Consider the following 22,079-nt stretch of genomic DNA (forward strand, 5'->3'; position numbering starts at 1 on the left):
CCGATGCCCGCGGCGGCACCCGGCGGAGCGGGGCCGCCGCGGGAGAGAGCCGGATCCCGGCGGTCTCAGCCGCCCTGGCGTTCGCTGCTCTCGGTTATCTCGATGTGACGGGGCTTGGCGGTCGCCGCCTTGGGAACGGTGATCGTGAGCACGCCGCTGGACATGCTCGCCGTGACGTCTTCGGTGTTCACTTCGCTCGGAAGCAGCAACCGGTACTCGAAGCGCCCGGTACGGCGACTGCTGTGCCGCATGATGCCTTTGCGCTCCCGTTCCTTGATCTCCCCCGTGACGGCCAGTTCCTGACCATTGATCTCGATGTCGACGTCCTTGCGGTCCACGCCGGGGAGCTCGAGTTCTATGTGATAGGCGTCGTCGGCTTCGGTCACATCGGCGGACGGCGTCCACGCCGCTATGGCGGGAGCCGCGCTTCCGACCGTGGATTCGAGCAGACCGCCCATCTGGTTGATGAGGTCGTCGAATTCCATAAGTGGATTGCGCGCCCAGCCCCTGGGACGCTCCACCGTTCCTCGCTGCTGTCGGCGAACCGGCATGTTCATCGTCCGTCACCTCCGGTGTCGGTTAGTGGGCAGGGGATGTGTTGTGACCACCGCCCGGCTCGGTGAACCGACCGGACGGAGCTTCTGGGTCATCGGGGTGGCGCGCGACGTCGACGGTGGTGTGGCCGAGGTGCTCGTGGACCTGGTGGATGGCCATCGCCCCTTCGCCGGCGGCGGAGGCCACCCGCTTGACGGAGCCGCTGCGCACGTCGCCCGCGGCGAAGACCCCGGGCAGGCTGGTCTCCAGTCCCAGACAGGTACGGCCCTGGCCCTCCCAGACCGTGCCGCTCGCGCGGGCCTGCGCCGAGGCGCCGGTGAGCACGAAGCCCCGGTCGTCCAAGGCGACCACGTCGCCGAGCCACGCCGTACGGGGCCGGGTCCCGATGAAGAGTCCGCAGGTGGGGCACTTGATGGTCCGGGCTTTGATCGTTGGGCTTGGCATGGCCGGTCACGCCGCCTCTCCGACTCTGGAGCCGGGAGACCGGGATGCCGGTCCAGGCGGAGACGATGTCGGCGATCTCCTCCTCGGTGACCACCTCGCGCAGCAGCCGGTGCGCGCCTTGCTTGGCGGCCAGTTGCTCCTCTTCGGCGGCCAGTTTGCGCTCAAGCTCCTGGAGTCTGCCGTAGCGCAGTTCGGCGGCGCGGTTGAGGTCGTAGGCGCGCTCGGCCTCCTCGGCCTCGCGGCGCACCTCCTCCAGCTCCCGGCGCAGGTCCTGCACCCGGCGGATGGACTGCCGCTCGGCTTCCCACTGGGCGTGCTTGGCGTCGGCCTCGGCGCGCAGATCGGCCAGTTCGCGGCGGAGTTCGTGCAGGCGCTGGCGGCTGGCCGGGTCGGTCTCCTTGGAGAGCGCGGCCTCCTCGATCTCCAGCCGGGTGACCCGGCGGGTGGTCTCGTCCAGTTCGGCGGGCATGGAGTCGATCTCGGTACGCAGCCGGGCGCATGCCTCGTCCACCAGGTCGATGGCCTTGTCCGGCAGGAACCGGTCGCTGATGTAGCGGTGGCTGAGGGTGGCGGCGGAGACCAGGGCGGTGTCCTGGATCTTGACGCCGTGGAAGACCTCGAGACGCTCGCGCAGGCCCCGCAGGATGGAGATGGTGTCCTCCACGCTGGGCTCGTCCACCAGCACCATCTGGAAACGGCGCTCCAGCGCGGCGTCCTTCTCGATGTGCTTGCGGTACTCGTCCAGGGTGGTGGCGCCGATCATGTGCAGCTCACCGCGGGCCAGCATCGGCTTGAGCATGTTCCCGGCGTCCATGGCGCCCTCGGCGGCCCCGGCGCCGACCACGGTGTGCAGCTCGTCCACGAACAGCAGGATCCGGCCCTGGGCGGAGTTGACCTCGGTGAGCACGGCCTTGAGCCGCTCCTCGAACTCCCCGCGGTACTTCGCGCCGGCCACCAGGGAGCCCATGTCCAGGGCGAAGATGGTCTTCTCCCGCAGCCCCTCGGGAACGTCGCCGCGGACGATGCGCTGGGCCAGGCTCTCCACGATGGCGGTCTTGCCGACGCCGGGATCGCCGATGAGCACCGGGTTGTTCTTCGTCTTGCGGCTGAGGATCTGGGTCACCCGGCGGATCTCGGCATCCCGGCCGATCACCGGGTCCAGCTTGCCCGAACGGGCCTCCAGCACCAGATCCCGGCCGTACTTCTCCAGCGCCTCGTACGCCACCTCGGGGTTGGCGGAGGTGACCCGCTGACTGCCACGGACCTGGGTGAGCGCGCCCAGGAACGACTCCTTGGTGATGCCGTGCTCCTTGAGCACCCGCCCGGCCGCGGTGGCGGACCCCTCCTCGGTGAGCGCCAGCACCAGATGCTCCACCGACACGTACTCGTCCTTCAGCCGCTTGGCCTCCTGCTCGGCGGCATCCAGCAACTGGGACAACCGCTGGGTGGCGAAGACCTGCCCCGGTGCGGCCCCGGGGCCGGTGACCCTGGGCTTGCGGGCCACCTCGGCCTCCAGCATGGTGCGCACCGCCTCCGGATCGGCGCCCACCTGGCCGACCAGCCGGGGCGTCAGCCCGTCGGGCTGGTCCAGGAGGGCCAGCAGCAGATGCTCGCCGTCGACCTCGGTATGCCCGAACCGCATCGCAGTGGTCTGGGCGTTCTGGAGGGCTTCCTGGGACTTCTGGGTGAGGCGGTTCATGTCCATGGCGGTTCTTCACTCCTCGCGCCACTGCGGCGCAGTGCGGCTTCGAGCAGGCTGATGCGGTCGAGCAGATCGAGCACCAGACCGATGGAGGCGTAGTTGAGGCAGAGCCCGGTGTGCAGCCGCTCGACGCGGCCCAACGCCGCCGGAGCACCCGGGGCGAACACCAGCCGCCCCGCGTGGTCACGCTCCGCGTCGACCAGGCCGAGAGCGACGAAGCGCCGGATCAGTTCGGGGTGCAGCCCGGTGCGACGGGCCACGGTCTCCAGCGAGAGCCTGCGGGCGGGCACCAGGTCGTAGTGGACGGACGGGACGGGCGCGTACCTCGTGTCCGTGACGGTTCCTCGTGCGTGGCTGCTCATCGCTCCCTCCTGGGGTCGAAGGAAGAGGTACGGCCCAGCTCCTCGAACAGCTCCCGCTCCCGGTCGCCGAGGCCGGGCGGCACCATGACACGGATCTCGGCGTAGAAGTCGCCGTTCGGACCGCGGGGGTTGGGCATCCCCTCGCCGCGCAGCCTCAGTCGGCGGCCGCTGGAGGACCCGGGCGGGACCGTCACCTTGGCCGTGCCGCCGGGCGTGGGCACCGGGACGGTCGCGCCGAGCGCGGCCTCCCAGGGGGCCACCGGGAGCGTCACATGGATGTTCCGGCCGTCCAGCCGGAACCGCGGATGCGGCAGAATCCGCACCCGTAGATACAGATCCCCGGCCGGTGCGTCACCGGTGCCCCGGCCGCCCTGCCCGGCCAGCCGGATGCGCTGGCCATCGACGACGCCCGGCGGGACGTTCACCTCGAAGGTGCGCTGCCGCCCCGAGGCCCCGGCCAGGGTGACGCCGCGGCGGCCACCGTGGAAGGCGTCCTCGACGGTGAGCGGCAGCTCCGCCTCCTGATCAGCCCCCGGGATATCCACCCGGCCTCCGCCTCGGCCCCCCGCGCCGCCGCCGAAGAACGCGCCGAACAGATCCTCGAAGTCCACTCCGCCACCCCCGGCGTCCTCGCCGAAGCCACGGACGAACCGCACCCGGTCCCCGTCCCCGGAGGTCGTCCAGCCGCGGAATCCGCCCCCTCCGCCGCCCGCGGTACCGGCACCGACCCGCTCCTCCCAGTCCTCGGGAACCTTGCGGAAGTCCTCGCCGAACCGGTCATAGCGGACACGGGTGGCAGGGTCGGAGAGCACACTGTAGGCGTCGTTGAGCTCCTTGAACCGCTCCTCCGCGCCCGGGTCCTTGTTCACATCGGGATGATGACGGCGGGCCTGGGTGCGGAACGCCTGCTGGATCTCGTCCTGGCCCGCACCCCGTGAGACACCGAGCACCTCGTAGTAATCCCGTGCCATGGCCGGCTCACTCCCGCTTCGCCACGGCCACGGCCACCGGCCTGAGTTGGTTGCCGGGATCCCCGTAACCGGGGCGCAGGACCTGGACCACGGTGCCCGGTTCCGCCTCCGGGTCCTCGACCACGCCCACCACCTCGTGCCGGGCCGGGTCGAACGGCACGCCCGTCTCGGCCCGCCGCTCGTAGCCCAACTGGGCCAGAGTGTTCACGGCCTGGTCGCGGATGGCCTTGACGCCCTCCACGATCGAGCCGGGGTCCGCCTCGGCGTGGGACAGGGCGAGTTCGAGGTTGTCGATGACGGGCAGCAGAGCCGCCGCCGTACGGGCCCGCTCGGCGGCCCGCTCCCGCTCCAGCTCCCTGGTGTGGCGCTTGCGCAGATTCTCCAGATCGGCCAGGGCCCGGCGCCAGCGGTCGTCCAGCTCCGCCAGCACGGCCGCCTGCTCGCCGGATTCGGTGTCGGCGAGGCCGCCGGCCGCGTCCGGGCCGGGGCCCTCCCCGCCCGCGCCGGGCGCCTCCACGGCGCCCGGGGCGGGCAGGTCCCGCTCCTGCTCCGGCTCCGGCTCCGTCACGGCGCCCTCCGGCACCGGTTCGGGCTGCTGCGGTTGAGTGGACATGGCGGCCTCTCCGTCAGCCTTCCTCTGCCTTCCTCTGCCTTCGCCGTATCGGCCGAGTCCGCCGGGTCGGTCGTATCGGCCGGGTCAGTCGTACGGGGCCTTCGGTCAGCCCTTGTCGAAGTCGGCGTCGATGACGTCCTCATCACCTCCGCCACCTCCGGCACCACCGGAGCCCGCGCCCGGACCGGCACCGGCACCGGCACCGGCCGTCTCATGGGCGGCCAGCCCCGCGTAGACCTGCTGGAGCTCGGAGAGCAACGGCCTGGTCCGGTCGACACCGGCCTCGTTCCTGACCGCCTCGCGGGCGTCGTTGACCAGCAGCTCGGCACGCGACCGCTCATGAGAGGGCACCGCCTCACCCAGGCCGGTCAGGCGCTTTTCGACCTGGTAGGCGATGGCGTCCAGCTCATTGCGCGCGTCCACGGCCTCGCGCAGCGCCTGGTCCTCACCGCGGTTGCGCTCGGCCTCCTGGACCATCCGCTCGACCTCCCCGCGATCCAGATTGCCGGTCTCACTGATCTGGACGGACTGCTCCTTGCCGGTGTCCTGGTCCCGCGCCGTGACGTTCAGGATCCCGTTGGCGTCGATATCGAAGGTCACCTCCACCTGCGGCTCACCACGCGCCGCCGGACGGATGCCGGTCAACTGGAAGCGGCCGAGCACCCGGTTGTCAGCGGCCCGCTCCCGCTCGCCCTGGAGAATCACGATATCGACGGCCTGCTGGTTGTCCTCGGCCGTCGAGAACGTCTCGGTGCGCCGCACCGGGATCGTGGTGTTCCGGTCGATGATCTTCGTCATGACACCGCCACGGGTCTCCACACCCAGCGACAGCGGGGTGACATCGAGCAGCAGAACGTCCTTGACCTCGCCCTTGAGCACCCCGGCCTGGATCGCGGCGCCCAGGGCCACGACCTCGTCGGGGTTGACACTCATATTGGGCTCCTTACCGCCGGTCAGCCGGCGGACCAGGGCCTGCACGGCCGGGATCCGGGTCGAGCCCCCGACCAGGATCACCTCGTCGATATCCATCTCGCCCGCCTTGGCGTCGGCCATGGCCTGCCGCACCGGACCCAGACAACGCTCCACCAGATCGGCGGTCAGGTGCTCGAAGGTGGACCGCATCACGGTCTCGGTCAGATGCTTGGGACCGGCGGCGTCCGCCGTGATGAACGGCAGACTGACCTGGGTCCGGGTCACCGAACTCAGCTCGGTCTTGGCCTTCTCCGCGGCCTCGAAGAGCCGCTGGAGCGCCTGCGGGTCCTGCCGCAGGTCGATGCCGTTGTCCTGATGGAACTTGTCGGCGAGATGATCGACCAGCCGGCGGTCGAAGTCATCGCCGCCCAGATGACTGTCACCCGCGGTGGAACGGACCTCCACCACCCCGTCCCCGACGTCCAGGACCGACACGTCGAAAGTGCCACCGCCCAGATCGAAGACCAGGACGGTCTCATGGCCCTTCTTGTCCAGACCGTAGGCGAGAGCGGCCGCAGTCGGCTCGTTGATGATCCGCAGCACGCTCAGCCCGGCGATCTCACCGGCGTCCTTGGTGGCACTGCGCTGGGCGTCGTTGAAGTACGCGGGCACCGTGATGACCGCCTCGCTCACCCGCCCGCCGAGCTGCTTCCCGGCGTCGTCGGCCAGCTTGCGCAGCACCTGGGCGCTGATCTCCTCCGGCGAATACAGCTTCTCGCGCACGCTGAAACGGGCCAGGCCCTGCTCGTCCGGAACGACGTCGTAGGCCACCGCCATGGCCTCACCCGACACCTCGTCGTAGTGCCGGCCGATGAACCGCTTGGCCGAGTAGATGGTGCCCTTGGGATTGAGAATCGCCTGACGCCGCGCCAACTGCCCCACCAGCCGTTCACCGGTATCCGTGAAAGCCACCACCGACGGCGTGGTACGGCTCCCCTCGGAATTCGGAACAACCGAGGACTCACCCCCCTCCCACACCGCGATCACCGAATTGGTGGTGCCCAGGTCGATTCCGACTGCCTTGGCCATGGCAACTCCTTCCGGGGCGGCCGCGGGCCGCACTCAGCGCCCGGTCGACCGCGGAAGCGGGATCGGTTAGCAGGCCCTCTCTCTCCTCCAAGGGTGACAAATCGGACGCATGAACGCCCGCGCCTGTGGGGTCTAATTTCGGCGCCCCAGACCGCCACCGAGGACAGGTACGAACGGGCGCGATCCGGGTGACCCGCACCCGGGCAGACCGGCGCTTCCCAGGTCGGGTCCGGGCAGGATGGCCGCCCCGCGCGGCCAGGATGCGCCCCGGTCGTGGGCCTCGGGGCACCGGAACAGCGGCGCCCGGCCGCCGGGTCAGCCGGAACCGTCCGGGTGCAGGATGACCTTGGTCCAGCCCTCGTCCCGGCGGTCGAAGTGGTCATAGCCGTCGGGGGCCTGATCCAGCGGAAGCTCATGGGAGACCACCCATCCGGGCTTGGCCTTGCCCCCGGCGATCAGGTCGCGCAGTCGGCGGTTGTACCTCTTCACCGGTGCCTGGCCGGTGCCGACCTTCTGGCCCTTGAACCACAGTTTGCCCCAGTCGATGGGCACCTTGCCCTTGGCCTCGAAGTCGCCGATCTGGGGCTGGGCTTCCCTGCCGCCCGGGTCCTCGGGGACGAACACGCCCACCACGCCGATGCAGCCGGTGAAGCGGACGTTCTCGATCAGGCCGTTCATCGTGCGGGAGGCGTCTTCGTGGCCCGATGGGTCATGGGCCTGGTAGCCGACGCACTCGCAGCCGTTGTCGGCGCCGAGCCCCATGGTGGCTTCCTTGATGACCTCGCCCGGGTCCTGCTCGCGCATGTCGATCGGCATGGCGCCGATCTCCTCGGCCTTGCGCAGCCGATCGGTGTGGAAGTCGCACACCCACACCCGTCCAGCACCCTTGATCACCGCCGAGTAGGCCGCCATCAGCCCCACGGGACCCGCACCGTAGATGACGGTCTGGTCCCCGGGCTTGACGCCCGCCATCTCGGTGGCGTGGTAGCCGGTGGGGAAGATGTCGGCCAGCATCACGTAGTCCGTCTGGCGCTCTTCGGCGTCCTCGCCCAGCCGCAGCGCGTTGAAGTCCGCGTACGGCACGCGCAGCAACTCGGCCTGGCCGCCCTGGTACGGTCCCATGTCCGCGAAGCCGTAAGCGGCTCCGGCAGCCGAGGGCTCGGGCTGCATGGTCAGGCAGTAGTTGGTCAAGCCGCGCTCGCACTGTTTGCAGAAACCGCAGGCGATGTTGAACGGCAGCACCACATACATGCCGACCTTGAGCTTTCTGACCGCCGGGCCGACCTCGACGACCTGCCCCAGGTTCTCGTGCCCGAAGATGCGGCCCTTCTCGAACGACGTACGCCCTTCGTACATGTGCAGATCGGAGCCACAGATATTGGTGGTGGTGATTTTGACGATCGCGTCGCAGGGGTGCTCGATCCTCGGATCGGACTTCTCCTCGACCGCGACGTTCCGCGGTCCTTCGTATACGGCTGCTTTCATGATCACTCCTCGTCTCACCACCACACGCATGCGCCCACTGCCGTCACCCGGCCCGAGGCCGCGAGTGATGGTGGATGGATGGTGGCGCGGCCGTCATGTCCTGCGGCCCCGCTGCGATGGCGGCACGTGCCGCCTGCTGTGAGAGACGAGTCGCCCTGTCCTCCACGGTCTCATCCGGGCGCTCCGAACGCGACCCCCTCCCCCGCAGTCGGCGGGGGCTGGGGGCGGCGCCCTCGGCCCCGGCTCAGTCGTCGGAGAGGTCCTGCTCGGCCCAGATGGTCTTGCCGTGGGCCTCCAGGCGAGTGCCCCAACGCTGGGCGACTTGGGCCACCAGGAAGAGGCCGCGGCCGCCCTCGTCGAGCGCGCGGGCCCGGCGCAGATGCGGTGCCGTGCTGCTGAAGTCGGAGACCTCGCAGATGAGCGCGCGGTCGCGGATCAGGCGCAGCCGGCTGGGCGGGCGGCCGTAGCGGATCGCGTTGGTGACCAGTTCGCTGACGACCAGCTCGGTGGTGAAGACCAGCTTCTCCAGTCCCCAGTCCATCAGTCGGGCGGTGACCTCCTGCCGGATCGGGGAGACGACGGCGGGTTCCGGGGGGATCTCCCAGGTGGCGACCCGGTCGGGGCCGAGGGCCCGGGCGCGGGCGAGGAGCAGGGCGACATCGTCTTCGGGGCGGGCGGAGAGCAGAGTCCGCAGGACGGTGTCGCCGAGGGCGTCCAGGGACGGGCCCGGCTGGGCCAGGGCCTCGCACAGCGCCTCCAGTCCCTCGTCAATCGCGCGGTCGTGGCCCTCGACCAGACCGTCGGTGTAGAGGGCGAGGACACTGCCCTCGGACAGTTCGGTCTCGACCGCCTCGAAGGGCAGGGTGCCGAGGCCGAGGGGCGGGCCGTTGGGGACGTCGAGGATGTCGGCGATGCCGTCCGGGGTGACCACGACGGGCGGGGGGTGGCCCGCGCTGGCGAGCGTGCAGTGGCGGGAGACGGGGTCGTAGACCGCGTACAGGCAGGTGGCGCCGGTGGCCTCGGGGGGTTCGGGATCGTCCTCGTCCGCCAGCCGGGTCACGAGATCGGCGAGGTGGGTGAGCAGCTCGCCGGGCGGCAGATCGATATCGGCCAGGGTGCGTATCGCGCTGCGCAGCCGCCCCATGGTGGCGGACGCCTCGACGCCACGGCCCACGGTGTCGCCGACCACCAGGGCGGCGCGAGCGCCGGAGAGCGGGATCACGTCGAACCAGTCGCCGCCCACGCCGGCCCAGGTTTCCGAGGGCAGATAGCGCGAGGTGACCTCCACCGCGGCCAGGTCGGGCAGGCGCCGCGGCAGCAGATTGCGCTGCAGGGCCCTGGCCGTCATGCGCTCGCGCTTGTAGCGGCGTGCGTTGTCCACGCATACGGCCGCTCGGGCCGTGATCTCCTCGGCCAGCAGCAGGTCGTCCTCGTCGAAGGGCACCGGCGTCCGGTGGCGCGCGAAGAACACCACGCCAAGGGTGACACCGCGGGTGCGCATCGGCACCACCAGCTCCGAGCGGATTCCGTACTCCCGGATCCGGGCGGCCCGTACCGGGTCGAGGGCGTCCCACCGGACCATGAGCTCGTCGCTCACCTGGTAGAGGATGGCCCGGCCCTCGGCCAGGCATTCGCCCGACGGTGAGGACTCCGGGTGGGTGTCCAGTTCGCCCACGCCGACCACAGCCTCCGGGGTTCCGGGGAGGACGGAGCGATGGGCTGCGCGGCGCATGGTGATGGGACCGGACAGCGGGCCCGAGGGGGGTTCCTCACCCTGGTCGAGAAAGGTGAGCAGGTCGACGCCGACGAAGTCGGCAACCCGGGGGACGGCCACGTCGGCCAGTTCATGGGCGACATACGCGAGGTCCAGGCTGGAGCCGATGCGCTTCCCCGCCTCGTTCAGCAGCAGCAACCGTTCCTGGGCCTGGTGCAGGCGGGTCGTGTCGTACGCGGCGAAGCACACGCCGTACACGCGGCCCCTCCGGTCCTTGAGCGGCGCGAGCGAGATCGTCCAGGCGTGCTCGCGGCTCTCCCCCGGCACCCGCAGATAAGCCTCCAGGACCTGCCGTTCGCCGCTTTCCAGCACGCGGCGCATGCCCTCCTCGGTCTTATCGCTCTCCGGGTGCGACAGGAGCTCGACCAGGCGCATACCGCGCATCCGATCCTCGGTGAGGGCGGCCGCCGCCTCCATTTCGGCGTTCGCCCGCACCAGCCGCAGGTCCATGTCGAAGACCGCGAGCACGCACGGGGCCTGGGTGAACGCCCCCACAGCCGCGTCGGCCTCGGGCGAACGCGGTTCCCGCGCGACGGCGGACACCAGGAGCCACCCGGTGGCACCGCCGTCCGCCACCACGCGGTGCGCCAGCGCCTCCGCCTCCATACGATGGCCGTCACGGTGGCACAACCCCACCCGTCCACTCCACCTCGACCGGCCGGCCAGGCAGCGCCCGACCGCCTCGGCGGCGGTCTCCCCGGCCCACAGCTCGGTCACCGCTCGCCCCACGATCTCCTCGGGCCGGTAACCGAGCAGCCGCTGGGCGCCCTCGCTCCACCCGGTCACGACGCCGTGCGAATCCATCGTGGCCGTGGCCAGGTACACCATGTCGAGAGGCTCGTTCACCACGGAGGACATCGTCTTACGGTCCCGGCGGCCACCATTCGATCATCAGAATCGTGGCGTCGTCGCTGAGTTCGTTACGCCGGCGGTCGACGATGGCGTGAATAAGCAGGCGGAGCACCTCCGTGGCGTTCTGCCCGGCGGCCGTCGACCGGATGATGTGGTCGGTGAAGCGGTCCAGGCCGAATTGTTCGCCTCCCTCATCGCGCGATTCCACGACACCGTCGGTGTACAGCAGAATCCGGTCACCGCGTTCCAGGGATGCCTCGTGTATCTGCCGGGGACCAGCGGCCAGGCCGGCGGGCAGCCCCAGCGGAAGTTCGGAAGGCCGCTCCAGTTCCTCCTCCAGCAGCCGGTGGCGGCGGATGAGCAAGGGGGCCGGATGGCCGCAGTTCGACCAGCGCAGCACCCCCGTGGGCATGTGCAACTGGGTGAAGATGCCGGTGCAGAACTGATCCGGGAGCCAGGTCGACAGCGCCGAGTCCACGGCGCCGACGAGCGAGGCCAGGTCGGCGCCCGTACGCCGGGCGTTGCGTGACCCCGCCATTGCTACGGAGGTGGCGAGGCCGGACGCCAGATCGTGGCCCATGGCGTCGAGGATCGTGGCGTGCAGCACGTCCTCGGTGAACGAATGGTCGAAAGCATCGCCGCCCAGCTCGTACGCGGGCTCCAGAACGGCCGTCGAGATCACCCGGCCGGTGCCGATCGAACGTGGGGGCAGGAAGGCCCGCACCATCTCCGTGGACATCTGCATGGGCCGGGTCCGGGTGCGCTGCGTGAACGTGTCGATGTAGGTGCGCTTGGAGGTGATCACCAAGCCGAGGAGCGAGGCCAGCGCCCGCGAGCGCCACAGCCGCAGCCCGTCCAGCGACTCCATCCGCAGTCGCAGGACTCCCAGCCGCTCGGCCCCGTTGGCCAGCGGCAGCCATACGACCAGCCCGCCCGAGCCGTCCTCCTCCACCCGCAGGGCGTCCGTGCGGTACGCCCATCCGGCGAGGGAGGCGTCCACCGGGAGTTCCGTCTCGTCCTCGGCCAGCGGCAGCAGCAGCCGCTGCTGGAGATCGATCAGATGGACGACGGCACGGCCCAGGCCCATGGCCCCGGCATAGCGGTTCAGGACCTCCGGGAACTCCGCAGGGGAGGCTTGCTGGATGGCGCTGACCAGCTCCTCGAGCTGTTCGGCGGCCCCGGCCGAGGTCGACACATCCGCGTCCACCATACGAGCAACTGTACGGCGGGCTCTCTTCCGGCGTCGTCCGCGGCCACCGTGCCGGCCGCCCCGCGGGGCCGGCTCAGCCCTCCTCCGTCGGCGGCCGGGGCGCGCCCTCGCGCTCGGCCACCTGTTTCTCCGCCTCGTCCACCTGAGCGCGCCGCTCCTGCCGGGCCGGCTCGACGTAAGTGGTCGGCTTCGGAAATCCTTCGGGGGTCGACATCGGGGCCCGATTCCGCATCGGTCCGTTAGACATGGAACTGCTGGTCTCTGAGGTCGTGACCAACGCGCTCATCCGTGCCCGGTCTTCTGCCCGATCCCGAGCTGCTTGCAGGCGGCCACTCCACCGCGAACTCCAGCCTGCGATTACGCCCCCGCCTCGCCATCAACACACCCCTAATGATCAAGGAATGTTGCGACAAGCGTTAGCCTCGATCGTTCATGAGCCGTCGTCGGGTCGCTGACGGCGACTCCGTCCTTGTGTGGCGCGGATGTTCCGAGGCCGGGGCAGGCTGAGGGCTTCGGCGGCCGTGTACTCCTCGACCGCGATGACCCTCATGCCCGCCGTCCCCCGTCGACCGACAGCGCGATCCCGGTGATGTAGGACGCGGCGTCCGAGCAGAGCCAGACCGCGGCTGCGGCGGCCTCTTCCGATGTGGCCATCCGGCCGAGTGGGGTGATCGCCTCCTGCATCGCGATCAAGTCGGTGCCGGCCGCCACCCTTTCGAAGCCGGGTGTACGGGTCGGGCCGGGGCAGACGGCGTTGACGCGGATGTTGTGCGGCGCGTAGTCCACGGCGGCGACCTTGGTGAGCCCGACGATGCCGTGCTTGGCTGCCACGTAGGCGGGGGCGGTCGGGATTGCGTACAGGCCGCCGTTGGAGGCGACGTTGACGATCGCGCCGCCGCCGCGGCTGCGCAGAGCGGGTAGCTCGTACTTCATGCAGAGGAAGGTCCCGCCCAGGTTGACGTGGGTCACGCGCTCGAACTCCTCCAGGGGCATCTGGTCGAGCTGCCGGTGGTGTGAGTCCAGGCCGGCGTTGTTCACGGCGAAGTCGAGGCCGCCGTACGTCTCGACCGTGCGTTGGACGGCCGTCCGCACCGCGTCCTCGTCGGCGATGTCGACGCTGAGTGCCAGTGCCTCTCCGCCGTCCTTCCTGATCATTTCGGTGGTCTCGACGGCTGTGGCCTCGTTGATGTCGGTGACGGTGACGGTGGCGCCCTGCCGGGCCAGCTCGATCGCCGTCGCGCGGCCGATTCCGCTTCCAGCACCCGTCACGAGTCCGATTTTTCCTGAGAAGTTGCTCATGATGACCTTCCGATGCAGTTACTCGCACCAGGCGATGCCTGATTCGCCCGGGCGATTTTGTTCGGGGTACCGCGACGGCCGGTGCTCATTGACCTCGGCGTGCCGGACGAGGGGCAGCCCCCTGTCACGCGTCGATGCCGGGCACGGCCGTCCACACAACCGCGATCGCGGTTGCCGATGGTGGTTCGCTCCCGCCCCGTGGACAACGGGGGCTGTCGCGTCAACCGATGACTAACTCAGGGGTACGACGATCCCGGTACCGTGCCGGCCCGTCTCCGCCTCGTCCAGCAACAAGGAGGCCAGCGTGGCCCGGGAGATTCGGGGCGGCAGCAGCGGACGCCGCAGGTCCGCCAGTGGCACGATGTGGCGGGTAGGGCTGAGAGGGCCATCGGTGACATCCGGGGCGTGGAACACCGTAGCGCCGGCATCCAGGGCGATCTGGTCGGCCTCGACCTTCTCGGCCAGCTCCGAGCCGACGAACATCCGCATCACCCCCGCATAGATCAGCCCACCCGATCGACTCGACACACCCGAGCCCAGTGCGCCGAGCCATACCGTCGCGCGAACGTTCGCCGCCGCGAGCACCCTGGCCCCGGCGACCAGTGCGCCCGGGCCGTCACCCTTGCCGATACCGATGGCAGAGACGGCCACGTCGACGTCGCTCAGGTCGGGGAAGCTCCGCGGGACGGTGACATCCGCCTTCCGGACCTCGACCTGCCGCGACGCGGGCACGGCGACCTTGGCCGGCGCGCGGACCAGGGCCACGACCTCGTGTCCGCGCTCCAGCGCCTGGTCGACAAGCGTGCCGCCGGTCCGGCCCGAGGCTCCGAGTACGGCTATGCGCATGATCATTCACTCTCTAACTGAACAACTGTTGGTTACTTCAGTAAACAACTGTTGGTTAGTGATGTCAAGGGCGTGCTGCCTGTACGGTGAACATCTGTTGCTCAACTGTTCGCACTGGTCAGAAGGGGGCGAAGATGTCGTCTCAGGAGCGCTCCGCTCCCCGTCGCCGCAATCCGCGCGGGCAGGGGCAGGTTCTCAAGGCCCAGCTCGTAGACGCCGCGGCGAAGCTGCTGTCCACCCTTGATCAGCCGGAGACGCTGACGCTGCGGCAGGTAGCGCGTGAGGTCGGGGTGGCACCTGCCAGCATTTACAGCCACTTCCCCGACCTGAGCGCATTGATCCAGCACGTGCTGCGGCTGCGCTATGAGGAACTGGCCCGTTTGATGGACCAGGCCGCGCAGTCAGCCCCGGATCCACTGGTCGACCTCGTCGCCCGGTGCGCGGCCTACGTGCGCTGGGGAGTCGGCCAGCCCGGCCATTACCGCACTCTCTTCGGCGGGCGGATGCCGGACGACCTTGTCCCCGGATCAGCGCACGGCGCCGGGGCCGAACTGCTCGAGGCCGTCGTGACCTCCCTGGCTGCCGCCGCCGAGGGAGAGCGCAGGCAGCCCTCGGCGGAGCAGCAGTGGCAGGCCGGCCTCATGCTCTGGACCGCGCTGCACGGCCTGGTCAGCCTCTACAACGACCACGGGAACATTCCCTGGCCACCCCTGGACGACCTGATCGCCGACCTGCTCAGCCTGCACACAGCCCGCCCGGCAGCCGAGATCGCGGCCCTCCTGCCCCAGTGCGGGGATGACCCGGGCTCGGCCCCGGACTCCATCTGACATCTGATCACGCGCCGGGGAGGGTGCGATGCCCGTGTCCGCCTCCTCTCCCGTCGGCGCCGCCGCTCCGGCCGTCGCGCCGAAGGTCGGCGCGGCGGTTGCGAGCAGGACAAGTAGGGGGCGGCAGAGCATGGTGCGGCTGTCGGCTGACTCCGATGCCCAGCCGAAGCAGCAGAACAGGGAGTCGCACCGGCGGGGTCCGGCGCTCCTGTTCGGCGAGCATCCCACGGCTGCCGAGCGGCTCGCCCGCCACGCCGCCTTCTCCGGACCAGACCCCCTGCCCGAGCTGGGCGACCTTGCCGACGAGGCGCTGCGGTCAGATGCGCAGCACACGTCTGGCGTTGAGATGGGCAACCTTCTCCTTCACCTGGGATGGAAGGTCAGCCTTCTCGATCGAGGCCACCGCGTCGGCCGTAACCTCGTACGGGTAGTCGACCGCGAACATGACCGCGTCGGCCCCGATGGTCAGCACGGCGGCTTGTACGGCCTCCGGGGCCAGTACCCCGCTCGTGGTGATCAGGATGTTGCTCCCGAAGTACTGCGACGGCATCCGCTGGAGCGGTTCGTCGACCCGGAGCGAGCGGTAGCGCGAGTCGATGCGGGAGCGTTGGAACGGCAGGAACTCGCCGAGGTGCCCGAGGATCAGGGTTGCGGCGGGGTGCCGGTCGAACACTCCGGCATAGATCAGCCGCATGGCGTGGCCGCCGGTTTCGGCCTGCCAGCTCCAGCTCGCCCCGTACATCTCGGGCCGTCCGCGCATCACGTGCCAGTCGTCGCAGGGCAGCGAGCCGGGGTGCAGGTACAACGGCACACGGAGCTCTTCCAGCGCGCTCCACAGTTCCTCATATGCGGGATCGTCCAGGTATCGGCCCTGCGTGTGGTCGTTGACCAAGGCACCTTTGAATCCGAGCTGCTCGACGCAGCGTTGGAGTTCGGTCACGGCGGCGGCAGGGTCCTGCAGGGGCAGGGCGGCGAACCCCCTGAAGCGGGTGGGGTGGCGGGCGATGGTCCGGGCGAGGAAGTCGTTGGCAAACTGGGCGTTGTCGACGGCGGCGCCGGCATCGGTGTCGGCTTGGATGCCGGGGACGCTCAGCGACAGGATCTGAATGTCGATGCCGTGTGCGTCCATGTCGGGAAGACGGTGCTCCTCAAAGTCACCCAGGCGTCGTCCCCAGTCCTTGACGTACTGGTCGCTGACCTGGATCTTCTGGGGCGACGAGGGTTGGCGCGAGAACAACTCCGGGATGATGAAAGCTTCTTCCAACGCGATGTAGGTCATGGCAGGGCTCCTTCGTCGTGCCTTGTGGTGGTGTGGCGGTGATCGGAGGCGGTAGGCAGGTCTCGGACGGACTGGCCCCGCTATCAGGAACGATGCTGCTGGCCTCGGCGTGGCAGCCCGGGGCAGCGTTCAATGCTCTAGGGTCTGCCGTTCGCTGATCGGGACGGAGCGGAACCGGGAGCGGTGCCACCTCGCGTACGGCGAGCGGCGCCGATCCGTGCGTACCAGTCGATGAGTTCTGGTCTGTCGACGCTGCCGGGGTCGACCACGGTGTCCTGAGCGTCTCCGCGCAGCAGACGTTTCACGGGGACTTCGAGTTTCTTGCCGGTGCGGGTGTGCGGGATACCGGGGGCTTGGATGATCTCGTCGGGTACGTGGCGGGGGGAGGCGCCGTGGCGTATGGCGTCGCGGATCTTCTCGCGCAGCACGTCGTCGACGTCGGTGCCGTCGGCGGTGGTGACGAACAACGGCATCCAGTAGCCGCCGCCGTCCTGCTCGATCCCGACGACGAGAGCTTCCGCGATCTCCTTGAGCTCCTCCACCGGGCCGTAGATGTCGCTGCTGCCCATGCGTATGCCGTGGCGGTTCAGGGTCGCGTCGGACCGGCCATGCATGATCACCGAGCCCTGATCGGTGATGGTGATCCAGTCGCCGTGCCGCCACACTCCCGGGTATACGTCGAAGTAGGCGTTGCGGTAGCGGGAGCCGTCCGGATCGTCCCAGAAGAAGAGCGGCATCGACGGCATTGGCCGGAGTACTACCAGTTCCCCCACCTCGCCCCGCACCGGCTTCCCGTCCGGGCCGAAGGCTTCCACGGCCACGCCCAGGCAGGGGGCGGACAGCTCCCCGGCCCAGACGGGAGTGGTGGGTGCGGCGCCGAGGAACGCGGTGACCACATCGGTGCCGCCGCTGGTGCACACCACCTGTGCCCGGGGCCCGAGCTCGCCGGCGACCCAGTGTTGCAGGTCGGCGGGGAACGCCGAGCCGGTGACCCCCAGGCGCTCGAGCGAGGCCGGATGGTGGTCGGCGAGCCGCACGCCGGCCTTGCGACACGCCGCCAGGTAGCCGGGGCTGGTACCCAGGACCTTCACCTCCAGGCCGGCCGCGAGCCGCCAGAGCGCATCGGTACCGGGATACGTCGGGCTGCCCTCGTAACACACGGCTGTGGCACCCAGCAGCAGACCAGCGACCAAGACGTTCCACATCATCCAGCTCGGCGTGGTGTGCCACAGCAGGCGGTCCCCGGCGCGCAGGCCGAGCTGCAGGCCCAGGTTTTTGAGCTGCTCGAGCACGACCCCGCCGTGCCCGTGCACGATGCCCTTCGGCCGTCCCGTCGTGCCCGAGGAGAACACGACCCACAGCGGATGGTCGAACGGGACGGGGCGGGGTGCGAAGTCGGCGTCGTGCTCGGTGAGCGCGGACCACCCAAGGGCGTCGGGCACCCGTGTCGCGTCCCCCACAACGATGGTCGCCGCCAGGGTCGGCAGTGCGTCGCGCAGGGCTTGTACGTCGGGGCAGCGGTCGATGTGCTTCCCGCCGTGGAGGCCGCCGGTCCCGGCGATCAGCACGGTCGGCTGGAGCTGCGCGAACCGTGCTTCGGCCGCGGCCGCGGTGTAGTCCTGCCCGCACACCGCCCAGGTCGCGCCCAGGCTGGCGGTGGCGAGGAAGGCTGTGATGGCCTGTACCCCGTTGGGGAGGTATCCCACCACCCGGTCACCCATGCGCACGCCAAGTCCGGTGAGTGCCTGCGCGAGTGAGGCGACCTGGCGGCGCAGTTGGTGCCAGGTGATGGCCACCGGGCCGGTGTCCTCGGTCACCGTGATGACGGCGGTGTCGGTGCCGGTCCGGTCGCGGAACACCTCGGCCGTGTAGTTCAGCGTGCTGCCGGGGAACCACACGCCTCCCGGCATGGCCTCGGTCGCCAGCGCGGGTCCCGCTGGGCGCTCGGGCAGACGGAAGTAGTCCCACACCGCGGCCCAGAAGCCGTTCACGTCGGCAACCGACCACGCCCACAGCTTGTGGTAGTCACCGCTCAGGTCACGTCCTGCGTGCTGTGAGGCGAACCGTGTGAAGTCGGTGATCCGGGCGTTTTCGACAGCCTGTGTCGTCGGGGTCCAGTCCGGTGGCTTCGTGCTCATGAGGTGTCCCCCGCCTTCGCCACTTCGAGCAGTGCGACCGTCGTGTGCACTGCCTTTGTGGCCATGGCCTCGCCCAGGGGGAGGCCATGGGTGTCGGCGAGGGTGACGAAGAGCCGGTTCCCGCCGTCGCCGCAGCATGCGATCGGCAGCAGCGTCCCGGTGCCGATCGAGGTGACCAGCTCGTTCTCCCGGACCAGGGCGACGGCGTGTCCGGTCGTGGTGGCCACCCAGACTCCGTCTTGTGTCGACCAGATTCCGTCCGGCCGGACGTCGTCGCCGATCAGGTGGGCGAGGTCGGCGTAGGTGCGACGGTCCGTGAGCGCCCCGTCGTCCGCGACGGTGAAGGCGGTCAGTCGTTGCCGGGTGGTCTCGGCGACGAGCAGGGTGCGACCGTCGTCGACGAGGGCCAGCCCGTTGGGGAACTCGACGTCTTCGGCGGCCACGTGTACCGCTCCGTCTGCTGCAACGCGCAGCAGCCGACCCGGTCGCAATGGCTCACCGGCGTGCGCGGCGAAGCCGACGTCATCCACGTAGAGGTTGCCGTGCGGGTCGCCGACCATGTCGCCGAGCGGACCGGTGGCCACCGCGCTCAGGTCCGCGTAGGTGTCGAATTGCTCACCGGTCCACACGCCGATACGCCGTTGGTGCATCATGGCCCCGACCAGCCGCCCGTCCGGCAGGAACCACAAGCCATTGGGTACCGCGTCCAGCGGGATGCCGCGCCAGGGACCGTCGTGGTCGGTCCACAGCTTTCCGCCCTGGGTGTCGGACAGCCACAGCGCACCGCGCTGCCAGCGGGGGCCCTCCCCCCACGTCATTCCGGCCGCGTACTCCTTCACGCGCCCACCTCCAGTACCGATACCGTCCGCGCCAGGTCGCGGGTGGCCCGCTCCAGTTCCGCCGTGTCGGCGACGAGCGCGAAGGTGTAGCGATCCGGACGGATGATTGCCGCTGCCGCCGCGTGTTCGGCCAGCCAGCGGTCGATGACCGGCCCCGTCTCCGGGACGGCCATTACGCCGAGTTGGCGCCATAGCCGCTGCACGTCCGCGGACACGGCGGAGGCCACCTCCGGCTTCCCCACGACGGTGAAGCCGTATCCGCTCACATCGTCCAGCTTCTCCCCGTTCGCGCCGCGTGGCTGCGGGCTCAGTTGCCCGATGGCTCCGCCGGGCTGGACAACCACGCCTGGCCCTAGCAGCGGCCGGTACCTCTCGATCGTCTGCGTTCCGTTCAGCTCCGGGAACGCGCCCATTCCGAGGGCTTCGATCAGGTTGGACTGCCGAGCGGATTCCTCAATGTAAGGGCGCACGTGCGCAGCCCGCTCGCTTTCGTAGGTGTCGAGCAGGGCTTGGGGACTTTCGCCCTTGACCACGGCGGCGAGCTTCCACGCCACGTTCGCGGCATCGCGCAGCCCGGAGCACATGCCCTGGCCGAGCATGGGAGGCATTTCGTGCGCGGCGTCGCCGGCGAGCAGCAGGCGGTCGGACCGCCAGCCGTGCACGAGCCGGGCGTGCCATTCGTAGGTGTCAGTACGCATGATGCGGTAGCTGCCCGGTTCCAGCCAGCGGCTCAGCAGGTCGTACACCGACTGCGGTCGTTCGAGCTCTGCCGCGTCGTCCTCGTCGAGCAGCATGAACTCGAAGCGGAGCATGGGCGGGAAGATCGGGACGTAGGTCACGGGCCGCTTCCCCTCGCACCAGATGAATCCGCTGTCCGCCGGGAGCTGTGCGGGGTGTTCGAAGGGATGGATGTCGACGATGAGGGAACGCTGAGTGCCGTGGAGGTCCTCGACCTCGGCGTTCATCGCCTGCCGGACGAAGGAGTTGGCGCCGTCCGAGCCGACGGCGTAGTCGGCCGTGAGAGTGGTTTCGGCTCCGGTCGACCGGTCGAGCAGCGTGAGCCGCACCGCTTTGTCGTCCTGCTCGATCGCGGTGGCCGTCCAGCCGAACCAGAGGTCCGCGTTCGCGTCGGCCGCCAGCAGACCCCGCAGCCGCGACTCGAAGTCGGGCTGGTGGAACTGGTAGTCGGTGCGCCAGCCCTGGTCAGACTCCTCCTCGGGCAGCGTCTGCTGGAGGAATGCCTGCCCGTCCTCCCGGTGCAGTGTCCAGGCGGCTTGGCGCAGGAACTGGTGTTCCATGTCCTGCGCGCCGAGGGTCTGCAAAAGGCGCATGGTCTCGTCGTCGAGATGGGTGGCGCGCGGATGCTGGCAGACGAGCCGGTTGGGGTCGATGGCGGCGACCCGGAGCCCCTTCATGGCCAACAGCCGTGCGAGAGCCAGTCCGACCGGGCCGCAGCCGACGACGGCGATGTCGTAGGTGTCCATGATGCGCTCTTTCATTTCGTGTGTCCGGCCGTCGGCTCCTTGGCGCGCGGCGCGGGGGCGAGACGGCCCTGATTCTGGGATGTCCGTCCGCCGACAGCCAGGGCGAGGGCTGCGCCGAGGACGGCGGGGACGGCGAAGAGGACGAAGTTCCACCGGGGTTCCAGGCCGGCCGCGAGGATCCAGCCGCCGAACGTGGGGCCGGCGATGGCGCCGATGCGGCCCACCCCGAGCGCGATACCCACCGCGCTGGCCCTTGCGGTCACCGGGTAGGAACGTGAGATGTACACGTTGATCAGTCCCTGGACGCCGACCGCGCCGCAGCCGCCGACTATCACGATGCCGTAGAGCACCGGCAGCGGCAGTTGGGCGCTCATGGCGACGATCGCGGCGGCTCCGAGGGCGAAACTGGCCGTGATCGGGCCCCTCGAGCCGGCACGGTCGGCCAGCAGCGCCATCGCGAGCCCGCCGACGGTGGCACCGAGGTTCAGCAGCACGAGGAAGGTCTGTGAGTCCTGCAACGGATAGTCCGCCGTCTGCATCAGCCGCGGCAGCCAGGTGTTCATGCCGAAGATGAGCAAGAACGACAGGGCCGCCATGGCGCAGAACATCAGGGTGGTGCCGCGGTAGGGCGGTCTGAGCACCAGCCGGACACCACGGTTGCCGAGGTCGGGGGCCGACGCGCTGACCGCCTGGTGGTACTCCGTGGACTCGGGCAGCCAGACGAAGGCCATGGGCAGCAGAAGCAGACCGGCGATGCCGCCGACCAGGTACTCCTGGTGGAAACTGTGCCCACTCAGCAGTGTGTTGGCGACGAGGGCCGCGAACGAACCGCCGATGGCGGTCCCACACTGGACGATGCCCGAGTAAAGGTTCTTTCGCCTGTCCGGGGCCAGTTCGAAGATCAGTGGGCCCATCGCCGGGTAGATCGCACCGACCCCGAGCCCGACGACGAATCGGCCGGCGCCGAACAGTGATGGAAGGGGTGCCACGGCGCAGGCGAACATCCCGGCACTGACCACCGCGATGCTGATCAGGGTCGTGCGGCGCCGGCCAAACCGGTCGGTGAACTGGCCGACCAGCAGGGAGCCGATGAGCATGCCGATCGGAGTGAGGCTGCCGAGCAGGCCGACGAAGGCGACGGAGAGGTGCCAGGGACGGTAGCCCAGCAGCAGCGGAGTGGTCGCACCGTAGGCGACGAGGTCGAAGCCCTCCAGTGTCATCACAGCCAGGCCCACGGCGAGTGCGGTGCCTGACGGCGATGAAGGGCCCGGGGACGGTTGGCCGCGCCGACGGACGAAGGCTGGTGTGCTCAATGGTCCGGCTCCGATTTCAGCAGTCTCACCCGTCGCGACTGCTGACCGCTGCGCTGCGGGAAAGGGGCGGAGGTGTCTCTGTGCG

17 protein-coding genes and 1 pseudogene are annotated in these 22,079 nt (G+C 69.8%); 1 reads left to right on the forward strand and 17 read right to left on the reverse strand.

All coding sequences use genetic code 11. The features are described from left to right. Positions 1-65: 65 nt before the first annotated feature. The 12 genes and pseudogenes from ACK1X7_RS10135 to ACK1X7_RS10190 form a co-directional block, all read right to left on the reverse strand. Positions 66-557: an Hsp20/alpha crystallin family protein gene (locus ACK1X7_RS10135; protein WP_385158468.1), complete on the reverse strand. Its 492-nt coding sequence runs from the start codon at positions 555-557 to the stop codon at positions 66-68. Positions 558-1,024: 467 nt separating this feature from the next. Next, a pseudogene (locus ACK1X7_RS10140) lies at positions 1,025-2,704 on the reverse strand (ATP-dependent Clp protease ATP-binding subunit); the annotation flags it as partial. Beyond that, on the reverse strand, positions 2,695-3,063 hold the full coding sequence (locus tag ACK1X7_RS10145) for a chaperone modulator CbpM (RefSeq protein ID WP_385157371.1): 369 nt from the start codon (positions 3,061-3,063) through the stop codon (positions 2,695-2,697). The gene ACK1X7_RS10145 and the pseudogene ACK1X7_RS10140, both read right to left, overlap by 10 nt. Next, the gene (locus ACK1X7_RS10150) at positions 3,060-4,034 is read right to left on the reverse strand and encodes a DnaJ C-terminal domain-containing protein (protein ID WP_413114984.1); all 975 of its coding nucleotides are present in this window, start codon (positions 4,032-4,034) and stop codon (positions 3,060-3,062) included. Before ACK1X7_RS10150 ends, ACK1X7_RS10145 begins: the two co-directional genes overlap by 4 nt. A 7-nt stretch (positions 4,035-4,041) precedes the next feature. Next, positions 4,042-4,647: a nucleotide exchange factor GrpE gene (locus ACK1X7_RS10155; RefSeq protein WP_413114985.1), complete on the reverse strand. Its 606-nt coding sequence runs from the start codon at positions 4,645-4,647 to the stop codon at positions 4,042-4,044. 105 nt (positions 4,648-4,752) lie between these two features. After that, positions 4,753-6,648, reverse strand: a complete 1,896-nt coding sequence (gene dnaK / locus ACK1X7_RS10160; RefSeq protein WP_413114986.1) for a molecular chaperone DnaK — start codon at positions 6,646-6,648, stop codon at positions 4,753-4,755. A gap of 315 nt (positions 6,649-6,963) precedes the next feature. Continuing rightward, a complete protein-coding gene (locus ACK1X7_RS10165; RefSeq protein ID WP_413114987.1) occupies positions 6,964-8,133 on the reverse strand; it encodes a glutathione-independent formaldehyde dehydrogenase in 1,170 nt (389 codons plus the stop codon). A 244-nt stretch (positions 8,134-8,377) separates the two neighbouring features. Then, complete coding sequence (locus ACK1X7_RS10170) at positions 8,378-10,765, reverse strand: ATP-binding SpoIIE family protein phosphatase (RefSeq protein WP_385151051.1); 2,388 nt, start codon at positions 10,763-10,765, stop codon at positions 8,378-8,380. A 4-nt stretch (positions 10,766-10,769) separates the two neighbouring features. Beyond that, a complete protein-coding gene (locus tag ACK1X7_RS10175; protein ID WP_390795287.1) occupies positions 10,770-11,969 on the reverse strand; it encodes a PP2C family protein-serine/threonine phosphatase in 1,200 nt (399 codons plus the stop codon). Positions 11,970-12,042: 73 nt separating this feature from the next. Then, positions 12,043-12,183, reverse strand: coding sequence for a hypothetical protein (locus ACK1X7_RS10180; RefSeq protein ID WP_385151045.1), 141 nt, complete (start codon positions 12,181-12,183; stop codon positions 12,043-12,045). A 332-nt stretch (positions 12,184-12,515) separates the two neighbouring features. Next, a complete protein-coding gene (locus ACK1X7_RS10185) occupies positions 12,516-13,268 on the reverse strand; it encodes an SDR family NAD(P)-dependent oxidoreductase (protein WP_385151039.1) in 753 nt (250 codons plus the stop codon). A 231-nt stretch (positions 13,269-13,499) separates the two neighbouring features. Further along, positions 13,500-14,114 carry an NAD(P)-dependent oxidoreductase gene (locus ACK1X7_RS10190; protein ID WP_413114988.1) on the reverse strand — a complete coding sequence of 205 codons (615 nt, stop codon included), beginning with the start codon at positions 14,112-14,114 and terminating at the stop codon, positions 13,500-13,502. Positions 14,115-14,248: 134 nt separating this feature from the next. Here ACK1X7_RS10190 and ACK1X7_RS10195 point away from each other — a divergent pair, with 134 nt between their 5' ends. Continuing rightward, positions 14,249-14,941 (forward strand): TetR/AcrR family transcriptional regulator, encoded by a 693-nt coding sequence (locus ACK1X7_RS10195; RefSeq protein ID WP_385151033.1) that lies wholly within the window; start codon positions 14,249-14,251, stop codon positions 14,939-14,941. 316 nt (positions 14,942-15,257) lie between these two features. On the opposite strand, the gene ACK1X7_RS10200 is transcribed toward ACK1X7_RS10195, so the two are convergent. The 5 genes from ACK1X7_RS10200 to ACK1X7_RS10220 all read right to left on the reverse strand — a co-directional run bounded on the left by ACK1X7_RS10200 (position 15,258) and on the right by ACK1X7_RS10220 (position 21,916). Next, positions 15,258-16,220 (reverse strand): amidohydrolase family protein, encoded by a 963-nt coding sequence (locus ACK1X7_RS10200; RefSeq protein WP_390795290.1) that lies wholly within the window; start codon positions 16,218-16,220, stop codon positions 15,258-15,260. Between the two features lie 137 nt (positions 16,221-16,357). Beyond that, positions 16,358-18,358, reverse strand: a complete 2,001-nt coding sequence (locus tag ACK1X7_RS10205; protein ID WP_390795291.1) for an acetoacetate--CoA ligase — start codon at positions 18,356-18,358, stop codon at positions 16,358-16,360. Further along, a complete protein-coding gene (locus tag ACK1X7_RS10210) occupies positions 18,355-19,197 on the reverse strand; it encodes an SMP-30/gluconolactonase/LRE family protein (RefSeq protein ID WP_385151024.1) in 843 nt (280 codons plus the stop codon). The genes ACK1X7_RS10205 and ACK1X7_RS10210 overlap by 4 nt, the downstream gene beginning before the upstream one ends. Continuing rightward, a complete protein-coding gene (locus tag ACK1X7_RS10215) occupies positions 19,194-20,681 on the reverse strand; it encodes a bifunctional 3-(3-hydroxy-phenyl)propionate/3-hydroxycinnamic acid hydroxylase (RefSeq protein WP_390795292.1) in 1,488 nt (495 codons plus the stop codon). The genes ACK1X7_RS10210 and ACK1X7_RS10215 overlap by 4 nt, the downstream gene beginning before the upstream one ends. Before the next feature lie 11 nt (positions 20,682-20,692). Further along, a complete protein-coding gene (locus ACK1X7_RS10220; protein WP_385151018.1) occupies positions 20,693-21,916 on the reverse strand; it encodes an MFS transporter in 1,224 nt (407 codons plus the stop codon). Between the last annotated feature and the right edge of the window lie 163 nt (positions 21,917-22,079).

The organism is Streptomyces sp. CY-1 (assembly GCF_047218265.1).
GTDB lineage: Bacteria > Actinomycetota > Actinomycetes > Streptomycetales > Streptomycetaceae > Streptomyces > Streptomyces niphimycinicus.